General features: G+C 64.8%; 27 protein-coding genes. 9 read left to right on the plus strand and 18 right to left on the minus strand.

The window, feature by feature from the left end; genetic code table 11:
• Positions 1 to 83: 83 nt before the first annotated feature.
• From H1S04_RS13065 to H1S04_RS13090, 6 genes are all read right to left on the minus strand, one after another.
• Positions 84 to 1,001, minus strand: a complete 918-nt coding sequence (locus tag H1S04_RS13065; protein ID WP_181745989.1) for an acetoacetate decarboxylase family protein — start codon at positions 999 to 1,001, stop codon at positions 84 to 86.
• Between the two features lie 592 nt (positions 1,002 to 1,593).
• Positions 1,594 to 2,865, minus strand: coding sequence for an NADH:flavin oxidoreductase/NADH oxidase family protein (locus tag H1S04_RS13070; RefSeq protein WP_181745990.1), 1,272 nt, complete (start codon positions 2,863 to 2,865; stop codon positions 1,594 to 1,596).
• A gap of 336 nt (positions 2,866 to 3,201) precedes the next feature.
• Positions 3,202 to 3,915, minus strand: coding sequence for a Crp/Fnr family transcriptional regulator (locus H1S04_RS13075; protein WP_181745991.1), 714 nt, complete (start codon positions 3,913 to 3,915; stop codon positions 3,202 to 3,204).
• On the minus strand, positions 3,843 to 4,355 hold the full coding sequence (locus H1S04_RS13080) for a hypothetical protein (protein WP_181745992.1): 513 nt from the start codon (positions 4,353 to 4,355) through the stop codon (positions 3,843 to 3,845). The genes H1S04_RS13075 and H1S04_RS13080 overlap by 73 nt, the downstream gene beginning before the upstream one ends.
• 181 nt (positions 4,356 to 4,536) lie before the next feature.
• On the minus strand, positions 4,537 to 5,766 hold the full coding sequence (locus tag H1S04_RS13085; RefSeq protein ID WP_181745993.1) for an FAD-binding oxidoreductase: 1,230 nt from the start codon (positions 5,764 to 5,766) through the stop codon (positions 4,537 to 4,539).
• A 116-nt stretch (positions 5,767 to 5,882) separates the two neighbouring features.
• Positions 5,883 to 6,536, minus strand: coding sequence for a hypothetical protein (locus H1S04_RS13090; RefSeq protein WP_181745994.1), 654 nt, complete (start codon positions 6,534 to 6,536; stop codon positions 5,883 to 5,885).
• A gap of 147 nt (positions 6,537 to 6,683) precedes the next feature.
• Between H1S04_RS13090 and H1S04_RS13095 the strand changes: the two genes are divergently transcribed.
• Together H1S04_RS13095 and H1S04_RS13100 are read left to right on the plus strand one after the other, a co-directional pair.
• Positions 6,684 to 6,980, plus strand: a complete 297-nt coding sequence (locus tag H1S04_RS13095) for a PRC-barrel domain-containing protein (protein ID WP_181745995.1) — start codon at positions 6,684 to 6,686, stop codon at positions 6,978 to 6,980.
• A gap of 59 nt (positions 6,981 to 7,039) precedes the next feature.
• A complete protein-coding gene (locus H1S04_RS13100; RefSeq protein WP_181745996.1) occupies positions 7,040 to 7,222 on the plus strand; it encodes a DUF3008 family protein in 183 nt (60 codons plus the stop codon).
• 60 nt (positions 7,223 to 7,282) lie between these two features.
• On the opposite strand, the gene H1S04_RS13105 is transcribed toward H1S04_RS13100, so the two are convergent.
• Genes H1S04_RS13105 through H1S04_RS13115 form a run of 3 tightly spaced genes read right to left on the minus strand, consistent with a single transcriptional unit; the run spans position 7,283 to position 9,282 of the window.
• A complete protein-coding gene (locus H1S04_RS13105) occupies positions 7,283 to 7,498 on the minus strand; it encodes a hypothetical protein (protein WP_181745997.1) in 216 nt (71 codons plus the stop codon).
• Between the two features lie 12 nt (positions 7,499 to 7,510).
• Positions 7,511 to 8,368, minus strand: a complete 858-nt coding sequence (locus H1S04_RS13110; RefSeq protein WP_181745998.1) for a glucose 1-dehydrogenase — start codon at positions 8,366 to 8,368, stop codon at positions 7,511 to 7,513.
• On the minus strand, positions 8,365 to 9,282 hold the full coding sequence (locus tag H1S04_RS13115; protein ID WP_181745999.1) for a hypothetical protein: 918 nt from the start codon (positions 9,280 to 9,282) through the stop codon (positions 8,365 to 8,367). Before H1S04_RS13115 ends, H1S04_RS13110 begins: the two co-directional genes overlap by 4 nt.
• Between H1S04_RS13115 and H1S04_RS13120 the strand changes: the two genes are divergently transcribed.
• Positions 9,250 to 9,753, plus strand: a complete 504-nt coding sequence (locus H1S04_RS13120; protein ID WP_181746000.1) for a ferritin-like domain-containing protein — start codon at positions 9,250 to 9,252, stop codon at positions 9,751 to 9,753. The genes H1S04_RS13115 and H1S04_RS13120 overlap by 33 nt on opposite strands.
• Before the next feature lie 100 nt (positions 9,754 to 9,853).
• On the opposite strand, the gene H1S04_RS13125 is transcribed toward H1S04_RS13120, so the two are convergent.
• The 9 genes from H1S04_RS13125 to H1S04_RS13165 all read right to left on the minus strand — a co-directional run bounded on the left by H1S04_RS13125 (position 9,854) and on the right by H1S04_RS13165 (position 18,521).
• Complete coding sequence (locus H1S04_RS13125; RefSeq protein WP_181746001.1) at positions 9,854 to 10,327, minus strand: sigma-70 family RNA polymerase sigma factor; 474 nt, start codon at positions 10,325 to 10,327, stop codon at positions 9,854 to 9,856.
• Between the two features lie 100 nt (positions 10,328 to 10,427).
• Positions 10,428 to 10,610 carry a hypothetical protein gene (locus tag H1S04_RS13130; RefSeq protein WP_181746002.1) on the minus strand — a complete coding sequence of 61 codons (183 nt, stop codon included), beginning with the start codon at positions 10,608 to 10,610 and terminating at the stop codon, positions 10,428 to 10,430.
• 453 nt (positions 10,611 to 11,063) lie between these two features.
• Complete coding sequence (locus H1S04_RS13135; protein WP_181746003.1) at positions 11,064 to 11,279, minus strand: hypothetical protein; 216 nt, start codon at positions 11,277 to 11,279, stop codon at positions 11,064 to 11,066.
• 247 nt (positions 11,280 to 11,526) lie between these two features.
• Positions 11,527 to 12,687 carry a hypothetical protein gene (locus tag H1S04_RS13140; RefSeq protein ID WP_255435612.1) on the minus strand — a complete coding sequence of 387 codons (1,161 nt, stop codon included), beginning with the start codon at positions 12,685 to 12,687 and terminating at the stop codon, positions 11,527 to 11,529.
• Between the two features lie 675 nt (positions 12,688 to 13,362).
• Positions 13,363 to 14,136 carry an SDR family oxidoreductase gene (locus H1S04_RS13145; RefSeq protein WP_181746004.1) on the minus strand — a complete coding sequence of 258 codons (774 nt, stop codon included), beginning with the start codon at positions 14,134 to 14,136 and terminating at the stop codon, positions 13,363 to 13,365.
• The gene (locus H1S04_RS13150) at positions 14,133 to 15,002 is read right to left on the minus strand and encodes an aldose 1-epimerase (RefSeq protein ID WP_181746005.1); all 870 of its coding nucleotides are present in this window, start codon (positions 15,000 to 15,002) and stop codon (positions 14,133 to 14,135) included. The genes H1S04_RS13145 and H1S04_RS13150 overlap by 4 nt, the downstream gene beginning before the upstream one ends.
• A complete protein-coding gene (gene araH, locus H1S04_RS13155) occupies positions 15,002 to 15,940 on the minus strand; it encodes an L-arabinose ABC transporter permease AraH (RefSeq protein ID WP_181746006.1) in 939 nt (312 codons plus the stop codon). The genes H1S04_RS13150 and araH overlap by 1 nt, the downstream gene beginning before the upstream one ends.
• 12 nt (positions 15,941 to 15,952) lie before the next feature.
• On the minus strand, positions 15,953 to 17,467 hold the full coding sequence (gene araG / locus H1S04_RS13160) for an L-arabinose ABC transporter ATP-binding protein AraG (RefSeq protein ID WP_181746007.1): 1,515 nt from the start codon (positions 17,465 to 17,467) through the stop codon (positions 15,953 to 15,955).
• Between the two features lie 61 nt (positions 17,468 to 17,528).
• Positions 17,529 to 18,521, minus strand: a complete 993-nt coding sequence (locus tag H1S04_RS13165; protein ID WP_181746008.1) for an arabinose ABC transporter substrate-binding protein — start codon at positions 18,519 to 18,521, stop codon at positions 17,529 to 17,531.
• A gap of 129 nt (positions 18,522 to 18,650) precedes the next feature.
• On the opposite strand from H1S04_RS13165, the gene H1S04_RS13170 reads away from it, so the two are divergent.
• The 6 genes from H1S04_RS13170 (at position 18,651) to H1S04_RS13195 (ending at position 24,132) form a co-directional block, all read left to right on the plus strand.
• A complete protein-coding gene (locus H1S04_RS13170) occupies positions 18,651 to 19,409 on the plus strand; it encodes a FadR/GntR family transcriptional regulator (protein ID WP_181746009.1) in 759 nt (252 codons plus the stop codon).
• Between the two features lie 6 nt (positions 19,410 to 19,415).
• Positions 19,416 to 20,564 carry a galactonate dehydratase gene (gene dgoD / locus H1S04_RS13175; protein ID WP_181746010.1) on the plus strand — a complete coding sequence of 383 codons (1,149 nt, stop codon included), beginning with the start codon at positions 19,416 to 19,418 and terminating at the stop codon, positions 20,562 to 20,564.
• Complete coding sequence (locus H1S04_RS13180) at positions 20,558 to 21,430, plus strand: SMP-30/gluconolactonase/LRE family protein (protein ID WP_181746011.1); 873 nt, start codon at positions 20,558 to 20,560, stop codon at positions 21,428 to 21,430. Before dgoD ends, H1S04_RS13180 begins: the two co-directional genes overlap by 7 nt.
• Positions 21,427 to 22,344, plus strand: a complete 918-nt coding sequence (locus H1S04_RS13185) for a 2-dehydro-3-deoxygalactonokinase (protein WP_181746012.1) — start codon at positions 21,427 to 21,429, stop codon at positions 22,342 to 22,344. Before H1S04_RS13180 ends, H1S04_RS13185 begins: the two co-directional genes overlap by 4 nt.
• Positions 22,341 to 22,973, plus strand: coding sequence for a 2-dehydro-3-deoxy-6-phosphogalactonate aldolase (locus tag H1S04_RS13190; protein WP_181746013.1), 633 nt, complete (start codon positions 22,341 to 22,343; stop codon positions 22,971 to 22,973). Before H1S04_RS13185 ends, H1S04_RS13190 begins: the two co-directional genes overlap by 4 nt.
• Before the next feature lie 127 nt (positions 22,974 to 23,100).
• The gene (locus tag H1S04_RS13195; protein ID WP_181746014.1) at positions 23,101 to 24,132 is read left to right on the plus strand and encodes a TRAP transporter substrate-binding protein; all 1,032 of its coding nucleotides are present in this window, start codon (positions 23,101 to 23,103) and stop codon (positions 24,130 to 24,132) included.
• Positions 24,133 to 24,178 lie beyond the last annotated feature (46 nt).

The following is a 24,178-nucleotide window of genomic DNA, read 5'->3' on the forward strand; positions in this document are numbered from 1 at the left end:
CGCCTGACACCGGGGCTGCCCCCCGGAAAGTACGGAATGGTGCTCGCACATCGCCAGTGGGGCTTGGCCGGCGCTGTCGGTCGTCACCATTCTGCGGCGGGCGTTGCGGCCAGAGGCACCGGCATGTGCAGCACGATCTGGGTGTCCTTGATGACATCAAAACGCAGCAGCCAGTTGGCACCGAGTCCGTTGAGGAGCTGGGTCAGCGGGCCGCCATGGCGTTCGAGCCTGACGTACTTCGGCATGGTTTCATGGCCCAAATTCAACTTGTTCGACAATGCCGTGGTTTGCCGCCAGACCCCATCCACGCGGTTGATCAGCGTCGATGTCCCGATGCGAGATTGCGAGGGCACCTGTTCCATGCGCGGCAAGGGCGCCTGCAGCGTCAGATCCGCGGAACCGCCGCCAGCGGAAATCGATGCCCGCACATCCTTGCCGATCTGCAGATCGATCGGCGCCAGCCATTTCGGCAGGTGATAGCCATAGACGCCGCGCACCCGCGCGATTTCGGTATCGACCGGCAGCGCCAGCACATGGGCATGAAAGCTCTCGCTGCGCATGGCTTCAGCCAGTTCCCGCCAATGCGAGCCGCGCTCACCGGGACGGCGGATCACGACGGCAACGGAAACCTCGCCATAGGGGTTATTGTCGCAGAGCGCGTAGTGAAAGAAGGTCAGCGCCACCAGACCATGCCCCGGCAGCGGGCTGAGCGGTTGCAGAGGTTGGGGCAACATGCGCCGGATCCTCGCCAGCGGCGCCAGATACAGCAGCTGGACGGTGCTGGCCCGATAATAGAAATTCGGCGTCCAGGTCGGCCCGATGCGGCTGTCCATCTCGATCTTGGGAAATCGGCGGAAGAAGTCGATATTTCCGGCCAAAGGATTCTTCGCGACCTCGGCCAGATCGGGGTTCGAGCGGAAGCGATCGTAAAACCCGCCCGTGATGACATTGACCTTCTGCGCGCCGAACTGGATTTCGGTAAACCTGCTGTCGTTTTCCATATCACCTGTTCTCCGTAAAATTCAGCTTTCCATCAGCTTCGTGAACGCCTCCGCCCCGGCCTCGGCAAAACCGGCCTGCCGAAGCGGCCTGCGGCGGACGCCGCGCATCACGCTAACCCGCGCCGCCTTCCCCTGACGCTCGCGTCACAAGCAGCAGATCGTCGGGCGAGGAACAGCCGGCCGGGCGGCGCTTCCCCGCCCGCAACCCGCCATGGGGTGGCTGCATCTTCAACAGCCCGCAATGATGGTGACGAACCCCACCGATTTTCTGGCCGCCCTGCCCGCCGTCGCTCGCGACCGGTGGGGCACCTGCGCTGTCCGAGAGATCCCACCCCCCGCATGGCTTCCGGCGAAACAGAACGCGTCACAATGGCCGGAAGCGCGCTGACCGGCATCGGGGAACGGCTTTTCAGCGCGCGGCTTGCCGTCCGCCCGGCCGCCCCTGCGACTGGCCGACCGCCACTCCCTGTCTTTCACGACTGATCCCCGTCACGGGTCGCGCGACCGCCAGCGGCCAGCCGGACGCGCGGGATCGCCGAAATGCGCGACGATGTGGACCAGATCACGATGCGCATAGTCATGGCGGCCCCCTTCAACCGCGATGGGCCAGCCAGCGGCGATAGTTCCGGTTCAGCCGCCGCGTCCGCAACTGATCGCGGACCAGAACCCCAGGCGCCCAGGCCCGGAAGGTCGGCGGCTTGCCACGGCCCATCCGCCGCAATTGCAACTTGGTCAGCGCCATCGTGGCCAGACTGGCGAGGCTGCTTTTCCAGCGGATGCTGGGCAGTTGGACCGCATCCTCGGCCAGTTTCCAGCGGTTCGGCAGGTCGGGCGCATAGGCCAAAGCCTGCGCGATCCCGACCATGGCGACGCCCGGCCGGCAGTCTTCAGGGGCAAGCGCGTGCTCGGCGGTGGCGCGGCTGCGGATGCCGCCGGTCACCATGATGGGCATTTCGGCGACGGCGACAATCTCGCGGGCGAAATCGAGGAAATAGGCTTCGCGTCTGGCGGTGCTGGCCCGCTTTGCCTGCTGCTGCGGCCGTCCGTGCATGGCGGGGCTTTCATAGCTGCCGCCGGAAATCTCGACCAGATCGACCGCCTGACGGTTCAGCAGGCGCACGACCGCCGCCGCGTCCGCGACGTCGAATCCACCCTTCTGGAAATCTGCCGAGTTCAGCTTGACACCCACCCCGAAGTCCTGGCTGACCCGCGCCCGCACCGCCCGCACGATCTCGATCACGATCCGGGCGCGGTTCTCCAGCGTGCCACCCCATTGATCGGTGCGCCGGTTGGTCAGCGGCGACAGGAACTGACTGAGAAGATATCCATGCGCGGCGTGGATCTCGACCCCGTCGAAGCCGGCTTTTTCCGCCAGTTCGGCGGTCGTCGCGAATTGGCCGATGACGCGGTCGATGTCGTCCTCCGTCATCGCGCGGGGCTGGGTGAACAGCTTGGAAAACCTCCCCATCTCAACCGGTACGGCCGAGGGCGCTATCGCCTCGGGGTTGGTTCCTGCAAAGACCTGCCGGCCCGGATGGTTGATCTGCATCCACATCCGCGCGCCGTGCGCATTTCCGGCCGCGGCCCAGTCACGGAACGGATCCTGTGGTTGGCGCGCATCCAGAACCACTCCCCCCGGCCCGGTGACGGCATCGGCCGCGACCATGACATTTCCGGTCAGGATCATCCCTGCCCCGCCTGCGCCCCATTGCCGGTAAAGCCCCAGCAGCGCCGCCCCCGGCAACTGCCCGCGGTCCGCCATGTTTTCCTCCATCGCGGCCTTGGCGATGCGGTTGGGAATGATCTGCCCGTTCGGCAGGGTCAGCGGCTGAAACAGCCGCGCTTCATGTGTCTGATCGAACATTCTCGCGATCCTTGGTTTCGGTTCGCGGCAGATATAGACTTTTAACCTAGGTTTAAGGTCAAGAGCCGGATTCGAGAAAATCGAAAAAACGGCAATGCGACCTGCCGTGGGGTTCAAGTCGTTGCACAGGCGACCATCGCTCTTGGACATCGGGACGATCCGTCGTGCGCACGTGCAACCGTGATGATCGGCGCGGCGCAAACGCAGGAAAGGTCGCGGACGGTCGACAGCCGCCAGAAATGGCGCGGCTGAGCAGGCATCCTTGCACGGATCATGGCGGGTGGCGCTTGTTTCGATCCCGGCGCGCGGCCCGTTGAGCAAACATGTTCAGAACCGTCACTTCGGCGATACGAGATGCAGATAGTCGGGATTGAATTCGGCAAATGCCATCAGCCGGTCGAAGTCGATGATCGTGACAGCGCGGCTTTCCAGCGCAATCATGTTCCGGCTGCGAAGCGACGCCAAGACGCGTTGCGCGTGCACCGGCGTGATGCCAAGTGTGTCGGCAAGCTGTTCCTGCGTCAGCGGCAGCAGGAACGGGTCCGCCAGTCCGACCGCGCGGAAGCGCATGAACAGCTCGCAGAACAGATGCGCCATCTGCCGGTCGGCGCGCCGCTGGCCCATGTTGACCAGCCATTCCCGCAGCACGGCCTCATCCACCAGCGTCGCCCATCGCAGGGCGCGCGCGATCCGGGGGTGGTGGTTCAGAAGCTCCATGATCTGCTTGCGCGGGATGTCGACCATGGTGCAGGGGGTCAGGGTGCCGATACTGTGATCCATAACGGGCAGGATGGCGATGTCGAGGTCGCAGAAATCGCCGGGGATCAGCAGCGCCATGATCGAACGGCCGCCATCGGGCAGCACCTTATAGCGACAGGCGATCCCGTCGAGGATCAGGTGGACGTTTTCGGGATCTTCCCCCTGCCGGATGATATCCTGCCGCGCGCCAAGGGCAATCGGGTCGCGGACGATCTGGTTCAGACGCTTGATATCTTCGGGACCGAGGGGGCCACCACTCGCGAGTTTCCGCACCAGCAGGTTTGTTTCCATCGCATGCGCTCCGCACTTGGCATGTTCCAGATGATCCGCCGCAGGGTATCGCGTCCGCGCGACCGGGCGTGCCAGACGCCGCTCTGGCTGGAACGCTGAATGATAGCCGAGTTTCGGTAGGATTGCCCGAGAATATCGATCAGCACGATGGCCTCGCGCTCGCGGGCGCCAAGGCAGAAAAGCCCGAAATGGATCGGGTCGTCGTCGGCCAGAACGACGGTGCGGCGTGCGCGCCGGCGCCGAAAAGCCGGTTCCGTCAGATAGGCGCGATGCATAAGGGCCAGCATCCAGACCAGCACATCGGCATCCGGCGGCTTCTGCCAGGACAGGCGGATGGCCTCGCTTAGGCAATGTTCCAGTAACGCATCGCCGCGCGTGCGATCCATGCAGATGAGGTGAGCATAGGTGCGCAAACTGTGAAGATGGCGGGTGACGATCATCCCGCGGAAGCTGTGATGAGGGCGAATTTCATAAGATTATTCCCTGTGTTTAAATCTTCCGATACTGAAATTCTCGTCCGTCTTGTGCCATAACGACACAACCTTTGTAGGTATTGACCAAAATCTTGATGGCCGCCGCTGCCGACGGCGGAGTTCCGCTGACCCTGCGCGGCCGCAGCCCTCAGCGAAACCGAAAGGCGAAGGCGTCGGGATCGGTCTTGCCGGCGATCCGCGCGGCCACGATCTGCGCGCCGATGATCGAAAAGGTGATGCCGTTGCCGCCGAAGCCCATCACCGCCTGAATACGTTGGAAACCCGGCACATTGTCGATGATCGGCAGCCCGTCCGTGGTCACGCTGAAGGGGGCGGCCCAGCTGTAGGCCGGTTTGCCGATATCGACGCCCGTCAACGTTTTCAGCTTCTCGGCGATGATCTTCGCCTTGCGCGCCAGTTTCGCGGGGTCGCTGTTGGTGGTCGCGGCATCCTCGTCCTCGCCGCCGGCGATGATGCGCCCCGTCGGCGTGGCGCGGAAATAAAGATAGGGGTCCGCCGCCTCCCAGCCGATGGTGCCCAGCATCCATTCCGGCAGCCCGGTCAACGGGCGCGACGCCAGCGCCCAGGTCGAGGTGACGTGATGGGCGCGGGTCTTCATCTGCGGCAGATATTCATAGCCGGTGCAGAAGACCGCATGATCGGCGGTGACGACCTCGCCCTTGCGGGTGGCAAGCGCGACGCCGCAGGACATTTCGGCCATATCAGTGATCTCGACCCCGGTGACGATCCGCGCGCCGCGCGCGATGGACGCCGCCAGCAGCCCTGCCGTCAACTGCGCCGGATTGGCCGAAGCGGAAGCCGCCGACAGGATCGCCGCCGTCCGGTCGATCCCGAACCGCGCGCGCAGATCGGCGGCGGCGATATATTCCGCGCCGATGCCGATGCGGTTTCGCGCCTCGGCCTCTGCTTTCAGCGCCCGCGAACCCATGGTGTTGCCGGCAATATAAAGCGCTGGTTTCGGCTGCATGTCGCAGTCGATTCCCAGTTCCGCGACCAGCCCGATCAGATCGTTCACCGCCCGGACCGAGCGCCGCCATGCCGCATTGGCGGCTTTCGGGCCGATCTGGCGTTGCAGCTTGGTCAGCGGAACGTCGATCTCGTGCTGGATCATCGCGGTCGAGGCCGGGGTCGAGCCGCGCACCGGCGGGCGACGGTCGAGGATCAGCACCGATTTTCTCGCCCGTGTCAGCGCCTCGGCCGTCAGTGCGCCGCTGATGCCCGCCCCCACCACGACCACATCCACATGGCCGCCGGGCAGCTGCGTGTCGGCGTTCACGGTGATATGCGGGGTTTTCAGCCAGAACGGCGTACCGATCCGCAGATCGTCCTTGCGCGTCCGCGCGTCCAGATCAGCCATGCGTCTCCTCCTCGATCGCCCGTGGCTTGAACGGTGTCGGATGAGAAGGGTTCCAATGACGGGCAATGTCGTCCCTGCCCCGCCAGACCACCGCCTGCCGAAAGATCCGCAGCCGCTCAGTTCCCGGCGGGGGCGGCACCCTCCGGCGCGTAGTCCGGCCGGGCTTCCAGTTGCGCCCGGCTTTGGGCGACATAGACGCGCGTATCCGGTCCGTTGCGGTAAACCGTCAGTTCGGCAAGCGGCAATGCGATGAGACGCTGATCCAGAGAAATGACGACCTCGCGGATGTCCTGCGCGCTGGTGTCCTGTGCCGCTGGCGCGGTCTGATCGGCGGTTTGCGCTGTGTCCGCCATCTTCGTATCTGTCGCACCAGGCATCGTCTCGTCCGCCTCGTCCTGCGCCTTTTCGTCGGCGCTGCCACGCGAGTTTCCGAGCTCGTCGGCGGCGACGTCATCATTCGCCGCGAGACCGGAAACAGCACCCTCGTCTTGGACCGTGCTGGTTCCATCGGCAAGGACCGCGCCCTGCACGCGACCGATCTGGGTTCCCCCGGCATCAAAGACCGCCGCGCCCTGAAGATCCGCCGGCGTCGGCGCGGCGGGAATTTCGGTAAAGCCTGGCGGAACAGTGATCGCAGGCTTGGCCGTGGTTTCGGCGCCGCCGCCCTGATTCGGGGATGGTGCGGTTTGCGCCTGCGCGGCCGAGAGGCCAAGCAGGACCGCCGTGATCGTGGCGGGAAACGTGATCCGAGCGGTAAATTGGTCTCGCATGTCTTCCTCCTCTGATGCCGTATTGACGGGTTGGTGAACCGGCCGGGCGTGTGAATGTTCCCGACCGTCCGCTCACGCGACTGTGAGGGAACAGACACCCCCCATGCCGGTTAACGCGGCCCAATCAGCCAGAGAGGAGTGATCGGAATGGACCACACAAATCATGTTCGACTGAGCGAGACCGAGATGACCGATGCGGAACTGAACGGTGCCGCCGTCTATGGACCCAACGACGAAAAAATCGGGAACGTCTCGCAGGTCAGCGGCATGGGCGCAGGCGCCCAAGTGGTGATCGATGTCGGCGGTTTTCTGGGCATCGGCTCGAAACCGGTCATGGTTTCGGCGCGCGACCTGCAGTTCATGCGCGACGATGACGGCGAAGTCCATGCCGTCACGAGTTGGACCAAGGATCAGCTCAAGGACATGCCGGAATACCGCAGTTAGAATCCATTTGACCGGCCCTTCGGGGCCGGTCTTTGCCATCATCGTTGAAGGAGGCTCCGATGCCAGCCAAGTCGAAGGCCCAGCAACGTGCAGCGGGCGCTGCCCTGTCCGCGAAGCGCGGCGAGACGAGCGTAGACGAACTGCGCGGTGCGTCGAAGGAAATGTACGATTCGATGACCGAGGACGAACTGGAGGAGCTGGCGAGCACACCGTTGAAGGGCATGCCCGAGCACAAGGGCTGAGGGGCCCGATGAGGGCCGACTGAACCGGACGGAGACGCGAGGTCTTCGTCCGTTTTTTTGTCAGTAGGTTGCGGGTGGATCACTGGCCGGGAAGGATTCATCGACCTGCTCATCGACAATGTCCCATGTCGGCGGAGGTGCGGCCATCTCGCGCCGTCCGGCGGCGCGGATATGCTGGTCGGCCGACGCCTCGCGACGCGCCGCCGCATCGCGCAGCCCCTTCAGGACAAAGCCTGCGGCCATGCCACAGAAAAGAATGAGTAGCCGGGTGCTCATATCGTCTTCCTTTCAGATCATCGGTTTTCCGCCTGTGACGGCAATCGTCGCGCCCGAGACGTAGCTGGAGATCGGCTCGGCCAGCATCACATAGGCGGATGCCAGTTCGACCGGCTGGGCGGGCCGGCCCATCGGATAGTCGGCGCCGAACGCGGCCACCTTGTCCGCAGGCATGCTGGCCGGGATCAGCGGCGTCCAGACCGGACCGGGCGCCACCGTATTCACGCGGATCCCCCGTTCCGCCAGCATCTGCGCCAGCCCGGTGCTGAAATTCTGGATCGCACCCTTGGTCGTGGCATAGGGCAGAAGCTGCGGATTGGGCTTGTCGGCATTGATCGAGGCGGTGTTGATGATGGCGCCGCCCTGCGGCATATGCGGCACCGCCGCCTTGGTCAGATAGAAGATCGCGTCGAGATTGACCGCGAAGGTCCGGCGCCATTCCGCGTCCGAAATATCCTCGATATCGTCGAAGACTTCCTGATGGGCTGCATTGTTGACCAGGATGTCGATACGGCCGAAACGGTCCACCACATCGGCCACGATCTTGCGGCAATGGTCGGGATCGGCGATGTCGCCCGCGATCGACAGGCACTCCCGTCCGGCCGCGCGCACCAGATCGGCAGTGCTGGCGGCATCCTCGGTCTCGCTCAGCCAGGACAGGGCGATATCCGCCCCCTCGCGCGCATAGGCGATGGCCACCGCGCGGCCGATGCCGCTGTCTCCGCCGGTGATGAGCGCCACCTTGCCCTTCAGCCGATCGGCGCCGCGCCAGCTTTCCTCGCCGTGATCGGGGCGCGGGTCCATCTTCTGGAAACTGCCGGGCAGATCCTGCTGCTGTTCCGGGAAGGGAGGTTTCGGATAGTCGGTCATCGCCCATGCCTTTCCAGTTCGCTGATCGCGGTGGTTTCGTCAGGGGGCGCCGCGCCTCCGGTCACCTTGCCGGCCGGATCGATGCGCTGCTGGCGCTGATCGATCACATGAGGGGCGGGATGCCGAAGACGTTCCACTTCCGAAAGAGGCGGCTGATCCGAAACGGCGGCGAAGGTGCCGGTGGCGGGGACGCTGCGGGGCGGTGCCTGCTCTGGCGCAGTGTCCGACGCCCCGGCCACCGCGGGGATGGTCCGCGGTGCAACCCTTCTGTCTGCGTCAATCGAATGTGCGGCTATCAAACCCAGCGACAGACCGACCCCGAGCACCGCGAGCGCCGCAATCACGGCGAGCGGAGACAGCACCAGTTCCCATCCCGGCCGCAGCATCCGCGGCAGCAGCGCGTAATCCACCGCTCCTGCCGCCGCTGCGGTTCCCAGCCCGGTGATCCATGCAATCGCGATGCGCCCCTTTCGTGCGCTGCGCATCATGAAAACGGCAACCGCCGCCCAGAAGAAACACGCCGCGACATTGATGATGACGCCAAGGCCGGTATGCGCCCAGTCCACGCCGTCGAATCGCGCTGCATCCGGACCATGGATGATCTGGGTCGAGGCATTGACCGGCGCCCAGAAGGCCGTCCCCTGAAGCCAGGACAGAAGGCCAAGTGCCAGAAGGGTAAGACCGGCAGCCATTGCGCCGGCCAAGGGCCAGGCGCGATCATATCGGGCCATTGCAATCGGGGGAGACATGGCATCCTCGGGGTTATCCGTTGGCGCCCCTAACCTGTGGATGCCGGCTTTGTTCCCGGGAACATTCGGCGCGGTCGGCGGTTCATGGGCCTTGCGAAACCATCGCTTCGACAACCGGGAAGGAGATATCCAATGGCAGACAAACTGCTCGACGATCTGTTTCACGAGACCCTGAAGGACATCTATTATGCCGAGCGTCAGCTTCTGAAGGCCTTGAAGAAGATGGCGCGGGCCGCCCAGTCGGATCGGCTGAAGCAGGCGTTCGAAGATCACCGGGCCGAAACCGAAACCCATGTCGAACGGCTGCAGAAGGTGTTCGAGATCATCGGCAAACCGGCGCGCGGCAAGACCTGCCAGGCGATCGACGGGATCATCGAGGAAGGCGACGAAGTCGCGTCGGAGTTCAAGGGCACGCCCGCATTGGACGCCGGGCTGATCGCCGCCGCCCAGGCCGCCGAGCATTACGAGATCGCGCGCTACGGCACCCTGCGTCAATGGGCCACGCAGCTTGGTCTGGACGACGCCGCCGCGCTGCTGGAGGAGACCTTGAACGAAGAAGCGGCAGCGGACGAGGTCCTGACCGAGATCGCCGAAAGCGAAGGCAATCAGGAAGCGATGAACGCGAAGGATGGGTAATTTCCGGCCGGACCATGGGCGCGCCTGCTATACGGCGTGGGTGCATGGTCCGGCCGCCGGAATGGACATCTGTCGAGGGCGGGTTCGGGGCCGATGACCGTCACAGCATCGGCTCCACCGCCACGCGCAGCATCGCGCGCGCACGGTTCACGCGGCTTTTGATCGTGCCGATATCGCAATCCAGAATGCGCGCCGCGTCCAGATAGCTTTCACCCAACACGCCGACCAGAATGATCGCCTCGCGGTAATGCAGGGGAATCCGCTCCAACGCGGCCCACATGTTGCGGGCCTGCAAATGCCATTCCTGATCGGCCTTCACCCATGGCACGGTCGAGGCGCAATCCGCCGCTCCGGTGCGCTCGCGAGCGCTTTTACGGCAATTGGTCAGGAAGCGGTTGCGCATGATGGTGAACAGCCATGCGCGCATATTCGTGCCGGGTTCATAGCGGTGCGCATTCTCGATGGCGCGCAGCAGGGTTTCCTGAACCAGATCCTCGGCCTCTGCGACCGTTCGACATAACGCACGCGAATAAGCCCGAAGTGCGGGGATATGGGCCAATACGTCATCCGACATAGGTTCAGTCCTCCCGACCAGTGTTCTCTTGGCAAACCATGTGGGCAGTCAGGAGTTCCGCATCCAGTCCCTTCATGCAGCAGGCCGGACGCGTCGCGGATCAGCAGGACTCTTCGCTCAAACCGTCATGGGCGATTCGGGCCTTGTTCAGCGCCGCCTCCAAACGCGCGGCCAATTCCCGCAACTCTTTGGAAACAGGTTCTTTTCTGGTCTGGGCCATCAATTCTGACAATGCTGCGTCCAGCTCTGATGCGGCAGCGGGGTCACTTTCGTCACTGGGCATATGCGCCTCCATGCCGCAATGCTGTTCACTTATATTAACCGAATTTTCTCACGCGACGAGTATCCTCTTGCCGTTTTTCAGCCCCTTTCTTGCATGAGAGGTTCGAAATTTCGTCACAGTTGCGTGACGCGCGTTCCGTCGGCCTTCGACGGGCACGAGACAGGGAAGAAAGACCCGGCGCGGCAATCCCACCACCGACACGGCGGGCAACGAAGACGATGTTGTCACGGGCGGAGTGGAGGAAGTGCATCATTCGCCGGCGTGGCGTCGGCTCCCCGAACGAATGGTCGCCGCTCCTGCCGCGCGGGGGCGCCACATACAAGCACCTGCGGCGATGGCCGCAGGCCGCCTCGCGCGGAAGTTTCCGCCTGACGCTGATGGACCCAAAGGGGCTTTTGCCCCCTTTGGTCCGGGTGCTGAACAGATGGACTCGGAACGCGCGGCGCGACTGGGTCAATCGGGCGGCTGTGCGGTTGTGGTTTCGGGCTGCGACGGCGTGATTTCCTCGATCGGCCCGGTCACCTCGCCGGGCATCTCGGGATCGTCGGTTTCGTCGCCGACCCACCACAGGAACCCCAGCACCACGAGCACCACAACGATGATCATGCCCAGAATGGGAACGATATGGTTTCGGGCCTGCTTTTCCGGGTCGGTCTGAGGGGCGGACATGCTCTTTCCTCCTTTGGGATCGCGATGCGGTCGGTGAGGAGAGGCAACCGTTTGAGCGGAAAGATGTTCCCGGCATCTTTTGAACCGCGCCGAAGATCCGATTATGGCGCGCCATGCCCCCCGCGTGTGGGCGCCCTTCCAAAGAACGGCAACCGAAACGGCGGCCGGTCGATACCCGACCGGCCGCCGTCCCGCGCGGCACCGCAAAGGCTGCGCAAGCTGCGCCTTTGCGGTGCCCCTTTACCGATTACCGCCGATGCAGCCAGAACCGGCCGCTGTCGCGATCCTGTCCGCCCTTGATCGCGGCGACGAAGGCCACGGCTGCTGCGACAATCGAGGATGCGGCCAGCAGAAACGCCGTCCAGACGGCCGTCTTGCGGGCGGCCTCGGCGGCGTCGATGGCGGCCTGCTTGGCCTCTTCCAGCCTCGTCTGCGCCTCGGTCTGCAGGCGCTCGGCTTCCGCTCTGGCCTGCGTGGCCAGTTCCTCGGCCTGTGCGCGGGCCTCGTCCAGCCGCTGCTGCGCCTCGTTGCGGAGCGTGGTGACGGTTTCGACCGCCTGATCGATGCGCTGATTGATCTCCTGCTCGGGCAGTTCGGTCCGGGCCGCCAGCGCCTGCACCAGATAGGCCCGATCGGCATCGGACAACTCGCCCGTGCGGACGACATTGCCGAAGATGTTGCCAATCTCGCGGCGGATCGCCTCATTGGAGAAATTGGTGGTGGTGACGCCCGGCTGCGGACGCAGAAGCTGATCGGTCAGATAGTCGATCGGATTCGCCTGAAACCCGCCGGGAAGCATATTCTGCATGCTGTCGCCCCCGGCGGCCTCACCGGCACCCTGTGCGATACCGCCGATGGCCTGCCCGGCGCCGCTGATCGCGCCACCGGCAACCTGACCCGCGCCGCTGACCACGCCGCCCACGACCTGACCCGTTCCCTGCAGCGCGCCCCCGACGGCGGATCCGCCGGCTTCGGCAAGGGATGCGGCGGTATTGCCGACCGTGCGCAGGCCGCTGGTCGCGACCATGACCGTCAGCAAGGTCGCCAGAAGCGTGCCGACCGCCCAGACGGTCAGACCATGCGTGCCGTCGCGCGCGACGGTCTCATCCGTGCTGATCCCCGATGCCGGGGTGCGCATGCGCCCGGCGACATAACCGCCGAGCGCATAGGCCAGAAGCATTCCCAGAAACGCGAACAGTGCGATCAGAGTGCCCATGAAACCGCCGCCTTGCTGTCCCGGCTCGGCCGAGATCGCGCCAAGGCCCAGCGCCGTGGTGAACCCGGTCAGGACTACCGTGACCCCGGCGGCAATCGCGGCGCCCGCAAAGACCGCGGGCCAGTCCATGACCCTGCGCGGCCTATCCTCGACATCCGGCGTATCAACCAGAAGGACTTCAGTATCGGTCATGAGAATCTCCTTTCCTTCGACAAATTGGTCGGCGTGCCCGCCTGCGAAGCGGTTCTGTCGCGGGAATACCGAGCGACGCGCGGGTCCATCGTTTTCCCGAAAGCTGAAAACCGCGAGGTCGCGATTTTGTTCCAGAGTATCAGTGGATACCGACGCATCTGCCGATGCGGCGCATGCGGGCAGCCGGAGGATCCTCGTCTTGCGAGGATACCGGCAAGGGCATCGCCGGGGCGCAGAAGGACGCGATTATTGAACTCGACCATATCGCGAGCAGGCATCAGCAAGCAGGGTCGAAGACCCCGATGCTGGCCGCGCTTCTCACCTTCTCAGACATGTCGTCAGCGCATGCGAGCGGGCGCATTCAGATTGCCGCGCTGCGGTCATCGGCCTGCCTCGTCAACCGACGGCTGCCCCTCGGCGCAAGAACCATGTCATCGGGGATAAATCGACCTTCCAGCGGGGCGTGCTTCGCGCGGGCTGGGTCTGCCTGTGGTGACATGCTGGAAACGGTCGTGCACTCGTCCCGCCGGAAGATTCGCCCGTTCCTGACGGCGCCACATCAGCGCGCGCCTATGAGCCGCGTTGGAAATTCCAGGTCCGGCTGTCCGAAATCGCAAGGGAAATGCAGATGGACCGACCCGGCGCCACGGCAAGGCAGTTCTCCGGCAGGACAGGTCACGGATGCTGCAACACACTCAATCCGCCATCCACGATCAGCGTCGCCGCGTTCATGAACGGGCATTCGTCCGAGATCATGAACACCGCCGCCATGGCGATCTCGGACGGCTGGGCGATGCGGCCGCCGGGATGCAGCGCCATGGTATCGGCGCGGGCCTGAACCGGATCGGGGAAGCTGTTCCACCAGTCGACATTCTTCTGGGTCTCGACATAGCCCGGTGCAAGCGCGTTCACCCGCACCCCCTGCCCGGCATATTCCAGCGCCAGCGCCTTGGTCAGCCCGATCAGCGCGTGCTTGGCCAAGGGATAGGGAAAGGTATGCGGAATGATGGTGAAACTGTGGGTCGAGGCGATGTTCAGGACCGACCCGCCCCCGGCCGCGATCATGCCGGGCAGCGCGGCCTTGCAGCAGTTCCAGGCGCCTTTCAGGTTCACGTCGAAGGTGCGCCGCCATTCCTCGTCGGTGGTTTCCAGCGGCGTGTTGAAGACGTTGATCCCGGCATTGTTGATCAGCCCGTTGACCGGACCGATCTGGCGTTCGGCGTCCGCCATCGCCGCCTGCACCCCGGCCGCGTCCGAGATGTCGCCGGCGGCGAAGGCGACGCGCGGGCCGGCCCCCAATTCATCCACAGTCCGTTTCAGGAAGTCGCCGTCCATGTCCAGCAGGAACAGCGAGGCACCTTCCTTCAGGCAGGCTTCGGCGATGGCCCGGCCGATGCCCTGCGCCGCGCCGGTCAGGAAAATGCGTTTGCCGTTCAGACGGTCGGTCATGGCCGAGACTCCGAATTGTGAATGGTGAGGGTCATCGTCCCGCCAAGGCTCTCGCCGGGACGCAGCGGGCGCATTCCCGGCTGGCCGGGCATATTGAGGGCGTTGGGCAGATGCGACATCGGCTCCAGACAGAAGAAGCTGCGATCCTCGGCGGGGGCGTAGACCATCAGCGCGCCGAACAGCGGATCGGCCTGCATCTGAACCTCCAGCCCTCGCGCCGGCAAGTGGATCGCGGCCACACCGTCCCAGCCGTCATAGGCGTTGTTCAGCGTCCAGTGGGGCAACCCGCGCGGCTCGCGGAAATCGGCCTCCGGCGGCGGCGTCTCGCGGGCGACCGGCAGATGATCCGGACCGGCCCTCCACCATTCGGACGCGCCAAAGCGGATCTCGGCACCGTCGCGCGGGAAATAGGGATGAAAGCCCAGACCAAAGGAAAGCGTGACCGCGCCCTGATTGGTGACATTCAGCGTCAGCGACAGCTGATCGTTCGACAGGGCAATATGCTGCTCGGCCCGGTATCGATAGGGATCGGCGCCCTCGTGCTGAAAGGCCATCGAAGCCGCGTCGGTGCCGTGATCCGTCAGCGACCAGCGACCCTGCCAGCCGTCACCATGCAGATAAAGCGGCTCGTCCCGGTTGGGTCGCAGGGCGTAGTCCTGCCCGGCAAAGGTGAAGCGATTGCCGCCGACCCGGTTGCACAGCGGCACAAGGGGAAAGCAGGCGCTGACTCTCGGATCCTCGCCGCTGCCGGTGCGGCCGCGTAGGAACGGTCTACCGCCGCGGGTTTCCCCGAAGGTCAGCACACCGCCCTGCAGGTCGATGCCGACCCGCAGCCAGTCGTTTTCCAGAACCAGCGCCTGTCCCATCAGCGCCGCCCCAGGGCGCGCGAGCGCAGGTTATCCAGCAGCACCGCCAAGAGCAGGATCACGCCACGCACGATATACTGGTAGAAGGCCGGGATGTTCAGCAGGTTCATCGCGTTTTCGGCGATGCCCATGATCATCACGCCGACGATCACCCCGGTCATCGTCGCCCGGCCGCCGGCCAGCGAGACGCCGCCCAGCACGCAGGCCGAGATCACCGACAGTTCCAGCCCGACTGCGGCGTTGGGTTGCCCCGAGGTGATGCGCGAGGCCAGCAGGATGCCGGCGATGGCGCAGACCAGCCCCTGCAGCGCGAAGATATAGATGCGGGTGCGGTCGACCTTGACGCCGGCCAGCCGCGAGGCCTCGGGGTTGCCGCCGATGGCCAGCACGTTCTTGCCGAAGACGGTGTGGTTCAGGATAAAGCCGAAGATGACGAACAGCGCGACCATCACCCAGATCGGGGTCGGGATGGTCAGGAATTTCGACAGCGCGATGTTGAAGAAGGCCGGATCGTTGATGCCGACCGCCCGCCCGTCCGACGAGATCAGCGCCAGACCGCGCACGATCTGCATGGTCGCCAGCGTGGTGATCAGCGCGTTGATGTGGAACTTCGCGATCACGAAGCCGTTCAGCCAGCCGACGACGGTGCCCGCGGCCAGGGCCGCCGCGATGCCGAGAAGGATCGAGCCGCTGCCGTTCGAGACCATCACCGCCACCATGCCGGTGAAGGCCACGGTCGAGCCGACCGACAGGTCGAAATCGCGCGCGGCCAGGCACAGCATCATGGTGCAGGCGACGATGCCGACCGTCACCACCGATTGCAGCAGCCCGAGCATGTTGCGCTCGGTCAGGAAATTCGGCACGAAAATCGCGACGAGGGCGAAGGCCACCACGAAGATGACCAGCAAACCCTGTTCGCCAAGAAGCAGTTTTTTCATCACTCGGTATCCTTACGAAAGGGTCATGGATTGGGGGACGGCTTTGTCGGGCAGCGCCGCGGCGAGGATCTGGTTTTCGCGGAAATCGTCGCGCGCCACCTCGGCATTGATGCGGCCTTCGCACATCACCATCAGCCGGTCGCAGATGCCCATCACCTCGGGCAGTTCGGACGAAACGACGACGATCGCCATGCCGTCCTCGGCCAGTTGATACAGTAGGTCGTAGATTTCGGATTTCGCGCCCACGTCGATGCCGCGCGTGGGCTCATCGATGATCAGCACCCGGATGCCCTGTTCGGACAGCCAGCGGCCCAGAATGACCTTCTGCTGGTTGCCGCCCGACAGGTTGATGATGTCCTGATGGCGCGAGGGCGTGCGCACCCGCAGCTTCTTGATATAGGTCTCGGCGGTCTCGACCTCCTTCGCGCGGTTCAGGATGCCCGCGTGCGCGCTGTGGCGGCGCGAGGAGATGTTGATGTTCTCGGCGATCGACCGGCCCTGAATGATGCCGTCATGCTTGCGGTCCTCGGTGCACAGAACCAACCCGGCGCGGATCATGCCATGCGGGTCGTCCGCCGCGACCGTTGCGCCGTCCAGCGTCAGGACGCCGGTATGGCGCGGATCGGCGCCATAGATCAGCCGCATCAGCTCCGATCGGCCGGCGCCGATCAGGCCGAAGAAGCCCAGGATCTCGCCCGCGCGGACCTCGAAACTGGCCGGCGCCTTCAGCCGGCTGCCCGACAGGTTCTCGACCTTCAGCCGGACATTGCCCTGCACGCGCGGGCGATAGCCCCAGATGTCGCTGATCTCGCGCCCGACCATCTCGGCCACGATCTGTTCGCGGGTCAGCCCTTCCATGCTGGGATGATGGGCGGCCATCCTGCCGTCGCGCAGCACCGTCATGCTGTCGCAAAGACGGAAGATTTCATCCATCCGGTGCGAGACGTAAAGGATCACCTTCCCCTCGGCCCGCAGCTTGTCGATCATTTTGAACAGCACCTCGCTTTCATGCGAGGACAGCGACGAGGTCGGCTCATCCAGCGCGATCACGCGGGCATCCAGCATCACCGCCTTGGCGATCTCCACCATCTGGCGTTCGCCGATGGACAGGGATTTCACCTTGCGGCGCGGATCGACTTCGATGCCGGCCGATTTCAGCCGCGCCGAAACCTCGTCGATCATCCGCCGGCGCGAGATCACGCCGGAAGTCGCGGGAAAGCGCCCCAGCGTCAGGTTCTCGGCCACCGTCAGTTCGGGAACCAGTTGCAGTTCCTGATGGATGACGATGACACCATTGTCAAAGGCATCGCCGGTCGAGGCGTATTTCTGTTCCTGCCCGTCGATGCTGATGCGCCCCTCATTGGCGTGAAGATCGCCCGACAGGATCTTGATGAGCGTGGATTTTCCGGCCCCGTTCTCGCCCATCAGGCCGTGAACCGCGCCCTTCTCGACGCCGAAGCTGACATCGGACAGCGCCTTCACGCCCGGATAGGTCTTGGTAATGCCGGTGAATTCAAGATAGGCCATGGCTCCCCCCGCCGATGCCGGTTGCGCGCGGGGGCGACACGATCGCCGCCCCCGCCGGAGATCATTCGATCCCCAGATCCTTGCGGACCTGTTCGTAATTGTCGCGCGTGGCCAGCGTGCCCGAGGTCAGGATCAGCGGCTCGGGCGCCTTGTCATTGGCGATCCATTCATACATGTTCAGCGCCGTTTCATAGCCGTGACGGCGCGGCGAGATGATGACGGTGCCTGCGAAGCCGGTCGGATCGGGCTTCTTGAATTCGTTGATTGCCGATTCCGCGCCGCCGATGCCGATGGCGATGACGTTTTCGGCCGGGATGCCGACGCTTTCGGTGGCGCGCACGGCGCCGAGCGCGGCTTCGTCATTCAGGCCGAAAGCCACCCAATATTTGATGTCGGGATGGGCGTTCAGGACCGTGGTGGCGGCGTTCAGCGCCGCTTCGGTATCGGTCTTGGCCTGCGGGGCGTCGAAGATGTTCGCCTCGGGGAAGCCGCCTGCCTTCAGGACGGAGATCGCGCCCTCGACCCGGTCGGTCGCGGTCGGCAACTGGTCGTAAGACACCCGGATCGCGCCCACATCCGCGATGTTCCAGCCGCGATTCTTGATCTCGGCCATGATCGCATCGCCCACCGTCTCGCCGATCTTGGTGGCCGAGATGCCCATATGCGGGACCGATTCGATCGGCGCGCCCGAGGCATCGACCAGACGGTCGTCGACGGTCATCATCTTCATGTCATTGGCCGCCGCCTTGGCGACCATGCCCGGCCCCAGCTTCACATCCGGGGTGCAGACGATGAAACCCTGCACGCCCTGCGCGCCGAGGTTGTCGATGGCCGCCATCAGCTTTTCGCCATCAACCGCGCCGATCTTGACCAGTTCGAAGCCTTTTTCGGCTGCGGCCTGATCGGCGAATTTCCATTCGTCCTGAAACCACGGTTCTTCGGGTTGTTTCACGATGAAGCCGATCTTCACGTCCTGGGCCTGTGCCGCGCCGAATCCCATCAGCGGGGCAGCCGCCAGCGCGCTGACCAGCAGCGCCTTTTTCAAGAAACGCATGATTCTCCTCCTCCTGCGTCGGACGGCCTGCAGGCTGCCCTGACGAAACGCTAGCTTCATTCATCATACCAGTCAACACCATTGACATGATGAATAAGGCACTGTCTTATGGACAGAGGAGGAGCCGTGATGCCTGACCAATCCATCCGCAACGATCGCGCGCCGGCCGGACCGCGCCGGCCGCGGGTGCTGCCCGATGTGGTGCGCAGTCTTGCGGCGGGCATCCTCTCGGGCCGGATCGAACCCGGCGCGGCGTTGCCGCGCGAGGCCGATCTCAGCGTGGAATACGGGGTCAGCCGTACCGTCATCCGCGAGGCGCTGAAGACGCTGGCCGCCAAAGGGTTGGTCAGCATCCGCTCGCGCGTGGGCACAGTGGTCAATGACTCCGACGAGTGGAACATCATCGATCCGCAGGTGCTTGAATGGTATGGCCCCGATGCGCTCGATCAGAGGTTGCAGGCGGCGATCCTCGAAACCCGGATCGCGATCGAGCCGCTGATTGCGGAACTTGCCGCCAAGCGCGCGACCCTGCAGGAAATCGCCAATCTGGAAGCCGCGTGGCGCGGTATGGCGGACGCCGGGGCCGATGTCGCGGCTTTCGTTCAGGCGGATATCGAGTTTCACCAAATCCTTTACCGCACTAGTCACAACCCGGTGTTCCGCCAGATCGGCAATATGATCGACGCCGCGCTGCGCTCGACGCTGGAGGTGACGGCGACGATTTCCCCCGATCAGCGCGCCGAGGCGGTTCGCGTCCATGGTGAACTGGTCGAGGCATTGCGCCTGCGCGATCCCGACGCCGCGCTCAAGGCGGCCAATGCCATCCTTCGCCTCGCCAGACGCGATCTGGCCGCATCGACCCAGAAGACACCCGTTTCGCAAGAGTGAGCAAACATGAAAATTACCGCGCTCAAGACCTTTATCGTGCCACCGCGCTGGCTGTTTCTGAAGATCGAGACCGATGAGGGCGTCTCGGGCTGGGGCGAGCCTGTCATCGAGGGCCGCGCCCTGACCGTCGAGGCCGCCGTCCACGAAATGTCGGATTACCTGATCGGTCAGGACCCGCGCCGGATCGAGGATCACTGGCAGGTCATGTATCGCGGCGGCTTCTATCGCGGCGGCCCGATCCTGATGAGCGCGATCGCCGGCATCGATCAGGCTTTGTGGGACATCAAGGGCCGCGCGCTTGGGGTGCCGGTCCACGAACTTCTGGGCGGCCAGTGCCGCGACCGGATCAAGGTCTATTCCTGGATCGGCGGCGACCGCCCGGCTGAGGTGGCGCAGGGGGCGAAGGACGTGGTCGAGCGCGGTTTCACGGCGCTGAAGATGAACGGCACCGAGGAACTGCAGATCGTCGACAGCCACGACAAGATCGACGCCGCCGTCGAACGCGTCGCCATGGTGCGCGAGGCGGTCGGCCCGAATATCGGCATTGCCGTCGATTTCCACGGCCGCGTCCATCGCCCGATGGCCCGCGCCCTGGTCAAGGAACTGGAACCCTATCGCCTCATGTTCATCGAGGAACCGGTGTTGAGCGAGAATACCGAGGCTTTACGCGATATTGCCTCGCTTTCCTCGACCCCGATTGCGCTGGGCGAACGGCTGTTCAGCCGCTGGGATTTCAAATCGGTGCTGGAACAGGCGGTCGTGGACATTCTGCAGCCTGACCTGTCCCATGCCGGCGGCATCACCGAATGCCGCAAGATCGCCAGCATGGCCGAGGCCTATGACGTGGCCATCGCCCCCCATTGCCCGCTGGGTCCGATCGCGCTGGCGGCCTGCCTGCAACTGGATGCGGTCAGCTATAACGCCTTCATTCAGGAACAGAGCCTCGGCATCCATTACAATGCCTCGAACGATCTTCTGGATTACGCGCAGAACAAGGACGTGTTCCGCTATGAAAACGGCATGGTCGACATTCCCTCCGGTCCGGGGCTGGGCGTCGATGTGGACGAGGAATATGTGATCGAGCGCGCGAAAGAGGGGCATCGCTGGCGCAACCCGATCTGGCGTCACGCGGACGGGTCTTTCGCCGAATGGTGATTCTGGACGATCACCGCCTCGAACTGGGCGAGGGACCGGGCTATGACCCGGCGACCGGCCTCGCCTGGTGGTTCGACATTGTCGGGCGCCGGCTTTTCACCCGCGCCGGTGCCGATGACGGGCTTGGCACCGAAACTCAGGTGTTCGATCTGCCCATCGCCGCCAGCGCCCTGGCCTTTGTCGAGGATGGCAGCCGCCAGTTGCTGCTGGCCGAGGACGGGCTCTACCTGCGCGATCCGGTTTCGGGCGCGCTGGAATCGCACCTGCCACTCGAAGCCGACAATCCCGCCACCCGCTCGAACGACGCGCGCGTCCATCCCTCGGGCGCGTTCTGGGTCAGCACCATGGGCTGGCAGACGGAACCCGGCGCGGGCAGCATCTATCACTATCGCGCGGGTCGGCTGCAACGGCTGTTCGAGGGCGTGACGATCCCGAACGCCATCTGCTTTTCGCCCGATGGCCGCATCGCCTATTACGCCGATACCGCGCGCAACACCGTGTTCCGGGTCGCCACCGATCCGGCGACCGGCCTGCCCGGCGGTGCGCCCGAGGTTTTCCTGACCGATTTCGACGGCGGCCCCGATGGCGCGGTGACCGATGCCGCCGGCAATATCTGGATCGCGATCTGGGGCGCGGGCCGGGTGGCGGGTTTTGCCCCCGATGGCCGCGTGATCGGCAGCATTGCGGTCGGCGCGGCCCACGCCAGTTGTCCCGCCTTCATCGGCGCCGACGCGCGGCGGATGCTGGTCACCAGCGCCCGGCTGGGCCTCGACGAGGCGCAGTTGCGTGCCGCGCCTGATGCTGGCGCGACCTTCTGCATCGACATCGATTTCGCGGGAAAATTCGATCCGAGGGTGATGCTATGACGGCGGATTTTGCGGCGGTTGACTGGGGCACCTCCAGTTTCCGGCTGTGGCTGATGGGATTTGACGGGCAGGTCTACGGCGAAAGCCGGGGGTCCGAGGGGATGCAGCATTGCACAACCGCCGGCTTCGCCCCGGTGTTGGAAGACCATCTCGACCGTGCGGGCGCAGCGCCGGGTCTGCGCGTCCTGATCTGCGGCATGGCCGGCGCGCGGCAGGGTTGGGTCGAGGCGCCCTATGCCGATCTGCCCGCGCCGGTCACCGCGCTGGCTGCGCAGGCGGTGCAGCTGGCCGCTGACAAGGCCGGGGACCGCGAAATCCGCATCCTGCCGGGTCTGGCGCAGCGCGACCCCGCCGCGCCGGACGTGATGCGCGGCGAGGAAACCCAGCTTCTGGGCATGGCCCGCGACGGGATCGAGGGGCTGGTCTGCATGCCCGGCACCCATTGCAAATGGGCGCGCCTGGAGGGCGGCGCGGTGACCGGCTTCAAAAGCTACATGACCGGCGAGCTGTTCGAACTGCTGCGCCGCCAGAGCATCCTGCGCCACGCGATGCCGGATGAGGGGCGCTTTGCTCCCGACGATCCGGCCTTTGTCGCCGCGCTGGATCAGGCCATCGCCGATCCGGCCATGCTGCCGGGCGCGCTGTTCGGCCTGCGGGCCGGGCAACTGCTGGACTTCAGCACCCGCGAACAGGCGCTGGCACGGCTTTCCGGCCTGCTGATCGGGGCCGAGGTCGGGCGCGAGGCGGCGCTGGCGGCCCCCGCCCATATCACGCTGGTCGGGCAGGAAGGCCTGGGCGCGCTTTACGCCGCCGCGCTGGAACGGGCCGGCTATGCGCTGAACATCACCGATGCGGAAACGGCGTCACGTCAGGGTTTGCTGGCGGCCGCCATTGAAATCTGGGGGAAGAAATGACGAAACATGTTCCATGGCCCAATCTGAAGCGCGGGCTGGTCGCGATCCTGCGGGGCATCACCCCGTCCGAAGCCGAGGCTGTGGCCGAGCTGCTGGTCGAGGAGGGCTTCGAGGCGCTGGAAATCCCCTTGAACTCGCCCGAGCCGCTCCGCTCGATCGAGCGGGTGGCCGCGCGCGTGGGCAAGCAGGCCCTTGTCGGCGGCGGCACCATGCTGACCACCGGGGATGTCGATCAGGTCGCGGCGGCGGGGGGCCGGCTGATGGTCAGCCCGAACATGCGCCCCACCGTCATCAGCCATGCGGCGCAGGCCGGAATGGTCACGATGCCCGGCGTGCTGTCCCCGACCGAGGCGTTCGGCGCACTGGAAGCCGGAGCATCCGGGCTGAAATTCTTTCCCGCCTCGCTGCTGGGGCCGGGCGGACTGGCGGCCATCATGACCGTGCTGCCCAAGGGCACCGTGGTCGGCGCTGTCGGCGGGGTCGGACCCGACAACATGGCCGAATACATGCGTGCGGGCATCACCACCTTCGGTATGGGCACCTCGGTCTACCGGCCCGGTGACGGCATCGCCGAGGTGCGCGAAAAGGCACGCGCGCTGATCGCGGCCTATGACCGGGCACGGGGGTAGCAGCACCGCTCCTGACCATATTGCGCGCCAGACCTGCGGCTCTGGTCGCGGGTGACGCGCGAAAATCGTTGTTTGTCATATAAACATACATTATCAGGATACGCAGTCGAATCATGGGGAGGACAGGATGTCGACACGTTTCCAAGCTTTCACGCCGCTCGGGCCGGCCATTGTCGCGGCGGCTTTCGCCGGGGCGTTCCCTGCCGTCGCGCAGGAGTTTTCGTTCAAGTTCCAGTCCAGCGATCCGGCCGGGAACCCGACCTTCATGGTCGAACAGGAATGGGCCAAGGGGATCGAGGAGGCCTCGGGCGGCCGGCTGAAGATCGAGGTTCTGCCGGTCGATTCCGTCGTCGCCTATAACGAGACGCATGACTCGGTCGCCGCCGGCATTCTGGATGGCCACATGACTTCGGTCGAATACATGGCCGGCAAGGATCCGGCCTTCGGCCTGATCGGCAATACGGTCGGCGCATGGTCGTCGCCCGACGAGATGATCGGCTATATGAAGAATGGCGGTGGCACCGATCTGATCCGCGAAATGCTGGGCGAATACGGGCTTTACTTCATCGGCGGCGTGCCGGGCGGGCTGGAAGCCTTCGTGTCGCGGGTGCCGATCGACACCGTCGAGGATCTGCGCGGCGTCAAACTGCGCGCGCCCGAAGGTCTGGTGCAGGAGGTCTTTGCGGCAGCGGGCGCAAGCCCCGTCAACCTGCCATCTTCCGAGGTGTATACCTCGCTCGACAAGCATGTGATCGACGCGGCCGATTATTCCACCTTCGCCGCCAATCAGGCCGGCGGCCTGAACAAGATCGCCCCCAACCCGATCTATCCGGGTTTCCATTCCATGCCTCTGGTCGAGGTGTCGATGAATCAGGCGAAATGGGACGGCCTGCCCGACGACCTGAAAACCCTGCTGACGACAGAGGTCGAGGATCTGGCGGTATCGCTGAACGAAACGCTGCGCGAAAAGGACAAGGCCGCCGTCGCCGAAGCTATCGCCGAAGGCGTGACCATCCATGACTGGTCCCCGGAGGAGCGCAAGAAGTTCCGTGCCATCGCCCAGTCGAAATGGAAGGATGTCGCCGCACGCAGTCCGAATGCCCAACGGGTCTATGATTCCGTGACCGCCTATCTGACCGCGCAGGGTCTGCTGGAGTGATGCCGTTGCGGGGCCGGTGCATCCGGCCCCGCCAACCTATGCGAGG

The sequence above is a fragment of the Paracoccus sp. S1E-3 genome (assembly GCF_013868135.1).
Lineage (GTDB): Bacteria > Pseudomonadota > Alphaproteobacteria > Rhodobacterales > Rhodobacteraceae > Paracoccus.

What these genes read in the sequence shown, in the direction of transcription:
- H1S04_RS13070 (WP_181745990.1), bottom strand. Translation starts at nt 2,865, where the DNA reads ATGTTCGATCAGACACATGAAGCGCGGCTGTTTCAGCCGCTGACCCTG.
- dgoD (WP_181746010.1), top strand. Translation starts at nt 19,416, where the DNA reads ATGAAAATTACCGCGCTCAAGACCTTTATCGTGCCACCGCGCTGGCTG.
- H1S04_RS13075 (WP_181745991.1), bottom strand. Translation starts at nt 3,915, where the DNA reads ATGGAAACAAACCTGCTGGTGCGGAAACTCGCGAGTGGTGGCCCCCTC.
- H1S04_RS13185 (WP_181746012.1), top strand. Translation starts at nt 21,427, where the DNA reads ATGACGGCGGATTTTGCGGCGGTTGACTGGGGCACCTCCAGTTTCCGG.
- H1S04_RS13110 (WP_181745998.1), bottom strand. Translation starts at nt 8,368, where the DNA reads ATGACCGACTATCCGAAACCTCCCTTCCCGGAACAGCAGCAGGATCTG.
- H1S04_RS13080 (WP_181745992.1), bottom strand. Translation starts at nt 4,355, where the DNA reads ATGATCGTCACCCGCCATCTTCACAGTTTGCGCACCTATGCTCACCTC.
- araG (WP_181746007.1), bottom strand. Translation starts at nt 17,467, where the DNA reads ATGGCCTATCTTGAATTCACCGGCATTACCAAGACCTATCCGGGCGTG.
- H1S04_RS13135 (WP_181746003.1), bottom strand. Translation starts at nt 11,279, where the DNA reads ATGTCCGCCCCTCAGACCGACCCGGAAAAGCAGGCCCGAAACCATATC.
- H1S04_RS13095 (WP_181745995.1), top strand. Translation starts at nt 6,684, where the DNA reads ATGGACCACACAAATCATGTTCGACTGAGCGAGACCGAGATGACCGAT.
- H1S04_RS13125 (WP_181746001.1), bottom strand. Translation starts at nt 10,327, where the DNA reads ATGTCGGATGACGTATTGGCCCATATCCCCGCACTTCGGGCTTATTCG.
- H1S04_RS13065 (WP_181745989.1), bottom strand. Translation starts at nt 1,001, where the DNA reads ATGGAAAACGACAGCAGGTTTACCGAAATCCAGTTCGGCGCGCAGAAG.
- H1S04_RS13085 (WP_181745993.1), bottom strand. Translation starts at nt 5,766, where the DNA reads ATGGCTGATCTGGACGCGCGGACGCGCAAGGACGATCTGCGGATCGGT.
- H1S04_RS13140 (WP_255435612.1), bottom strand. Translation starts at nt 12,687, where the DNA reads ATGACCGATACTGAAGTCCTTCTGGTTGATACGCCGGATGTCGAGGAT.
- H1S04_RS13150 (WP_181746005.1), bottom strand. Translation starts at nt 15,002, where the DNA reads ATGGGACAGGCGCTGGTTCTGGAAAACGACTGGCTGCGGGTCGGCATC.
- H1S04_RS13145 (WP_181746004.1), bottom strand. Translation starts at nt 14,136, where the DNA reads ATGACCGACCGTCTGAACGGCAAACGCATTTTCCTGACCGGCGCGGCG.
- H1S04_RS13105 (WP_181745997.1), bottom strand. Translation starts at nt 7,498, where the DNA reads ATGAGCACCCGGCTACTCATTCTTTTCTGTGGCATGGCCGCAGGCTTT.
- H1S04_RS13100 (WP_181745996.1), top strand. Translation starts at nt 7,040, where the DNA reads ATGCCAGCCAAGTCGAAGGCCCAGCAACGTGCAGCGGGCGCTGCCCTG.
- H1S04_RS13180 (WP_181746011.1), top strand. Translation starts at nt 20,558, where the DNA reads ATGGTGATTCTGGACGATCACCGCCTCGAACTGGGCGAGGGACCGGGC.
- H1S04_RS13120 (WP_181746000.1), top strand. Translation starts at nt 9,250, where the DNA reads ATGGCAGACAAACTGCTCGACGATCTGTTTCACGAGACCCTGAAGGAC.
- H1S04_RS13165 (WP_181746008.1), bottom strand. Translation starts at nt 18,521, where the DNA reads ATGCGTTTCTTGAAAAAGGCGCTGCTGGTCAGCGCGCTGGCGGCTGCC.
- H1S04_RS13130 (WP_181746002.1), bottom strand. Translation starts at nt 10,610, where the DNA reads ATGCCCAGTGACGAAAGTGACCCCGCTGCCGCATCAGAGCTGGACGCA.
- H1S04_RS13090 (WP_181745994.1), bottom strand. Translation starts at nt 6,536, where the DNA reads ATGCGAGACCAATTTACCGCTCGGATCACGTTTCCCGCCACGATCACG.
- H1S04_RS13170 (WP_181746009.1), top strand. Translation starts at nt 18,651, where the DNA reads ATGCCTGACCAATCCATCCGCAACGATCGCGCGCCGGCCGGACCGCGC.
- H1S04_RS13195 (WP_181746014.1), top strand. Translation starts at nt 23,101, where the DNA reads ATGTCGACACGTTTCCAAGCTTTCACGCCGCTCGGGCCGGCCATTGTC.
- araH (WP_181746006.1), bottom strand. Translation starts at nt 15,940, where the DNA reads ATGAAAAAACTGCTTCTTGGCGAACAGGGTTTGCTGGTCATCTTCGTG.
- H1S04_RS13190 (WP_181746013.1), top strand. Translation starts at nt 22,341, where the DNA reads ATGACGAAACATGTTCCATGGCCCAATCTGAAGCGCGGGCTGGTCGCG.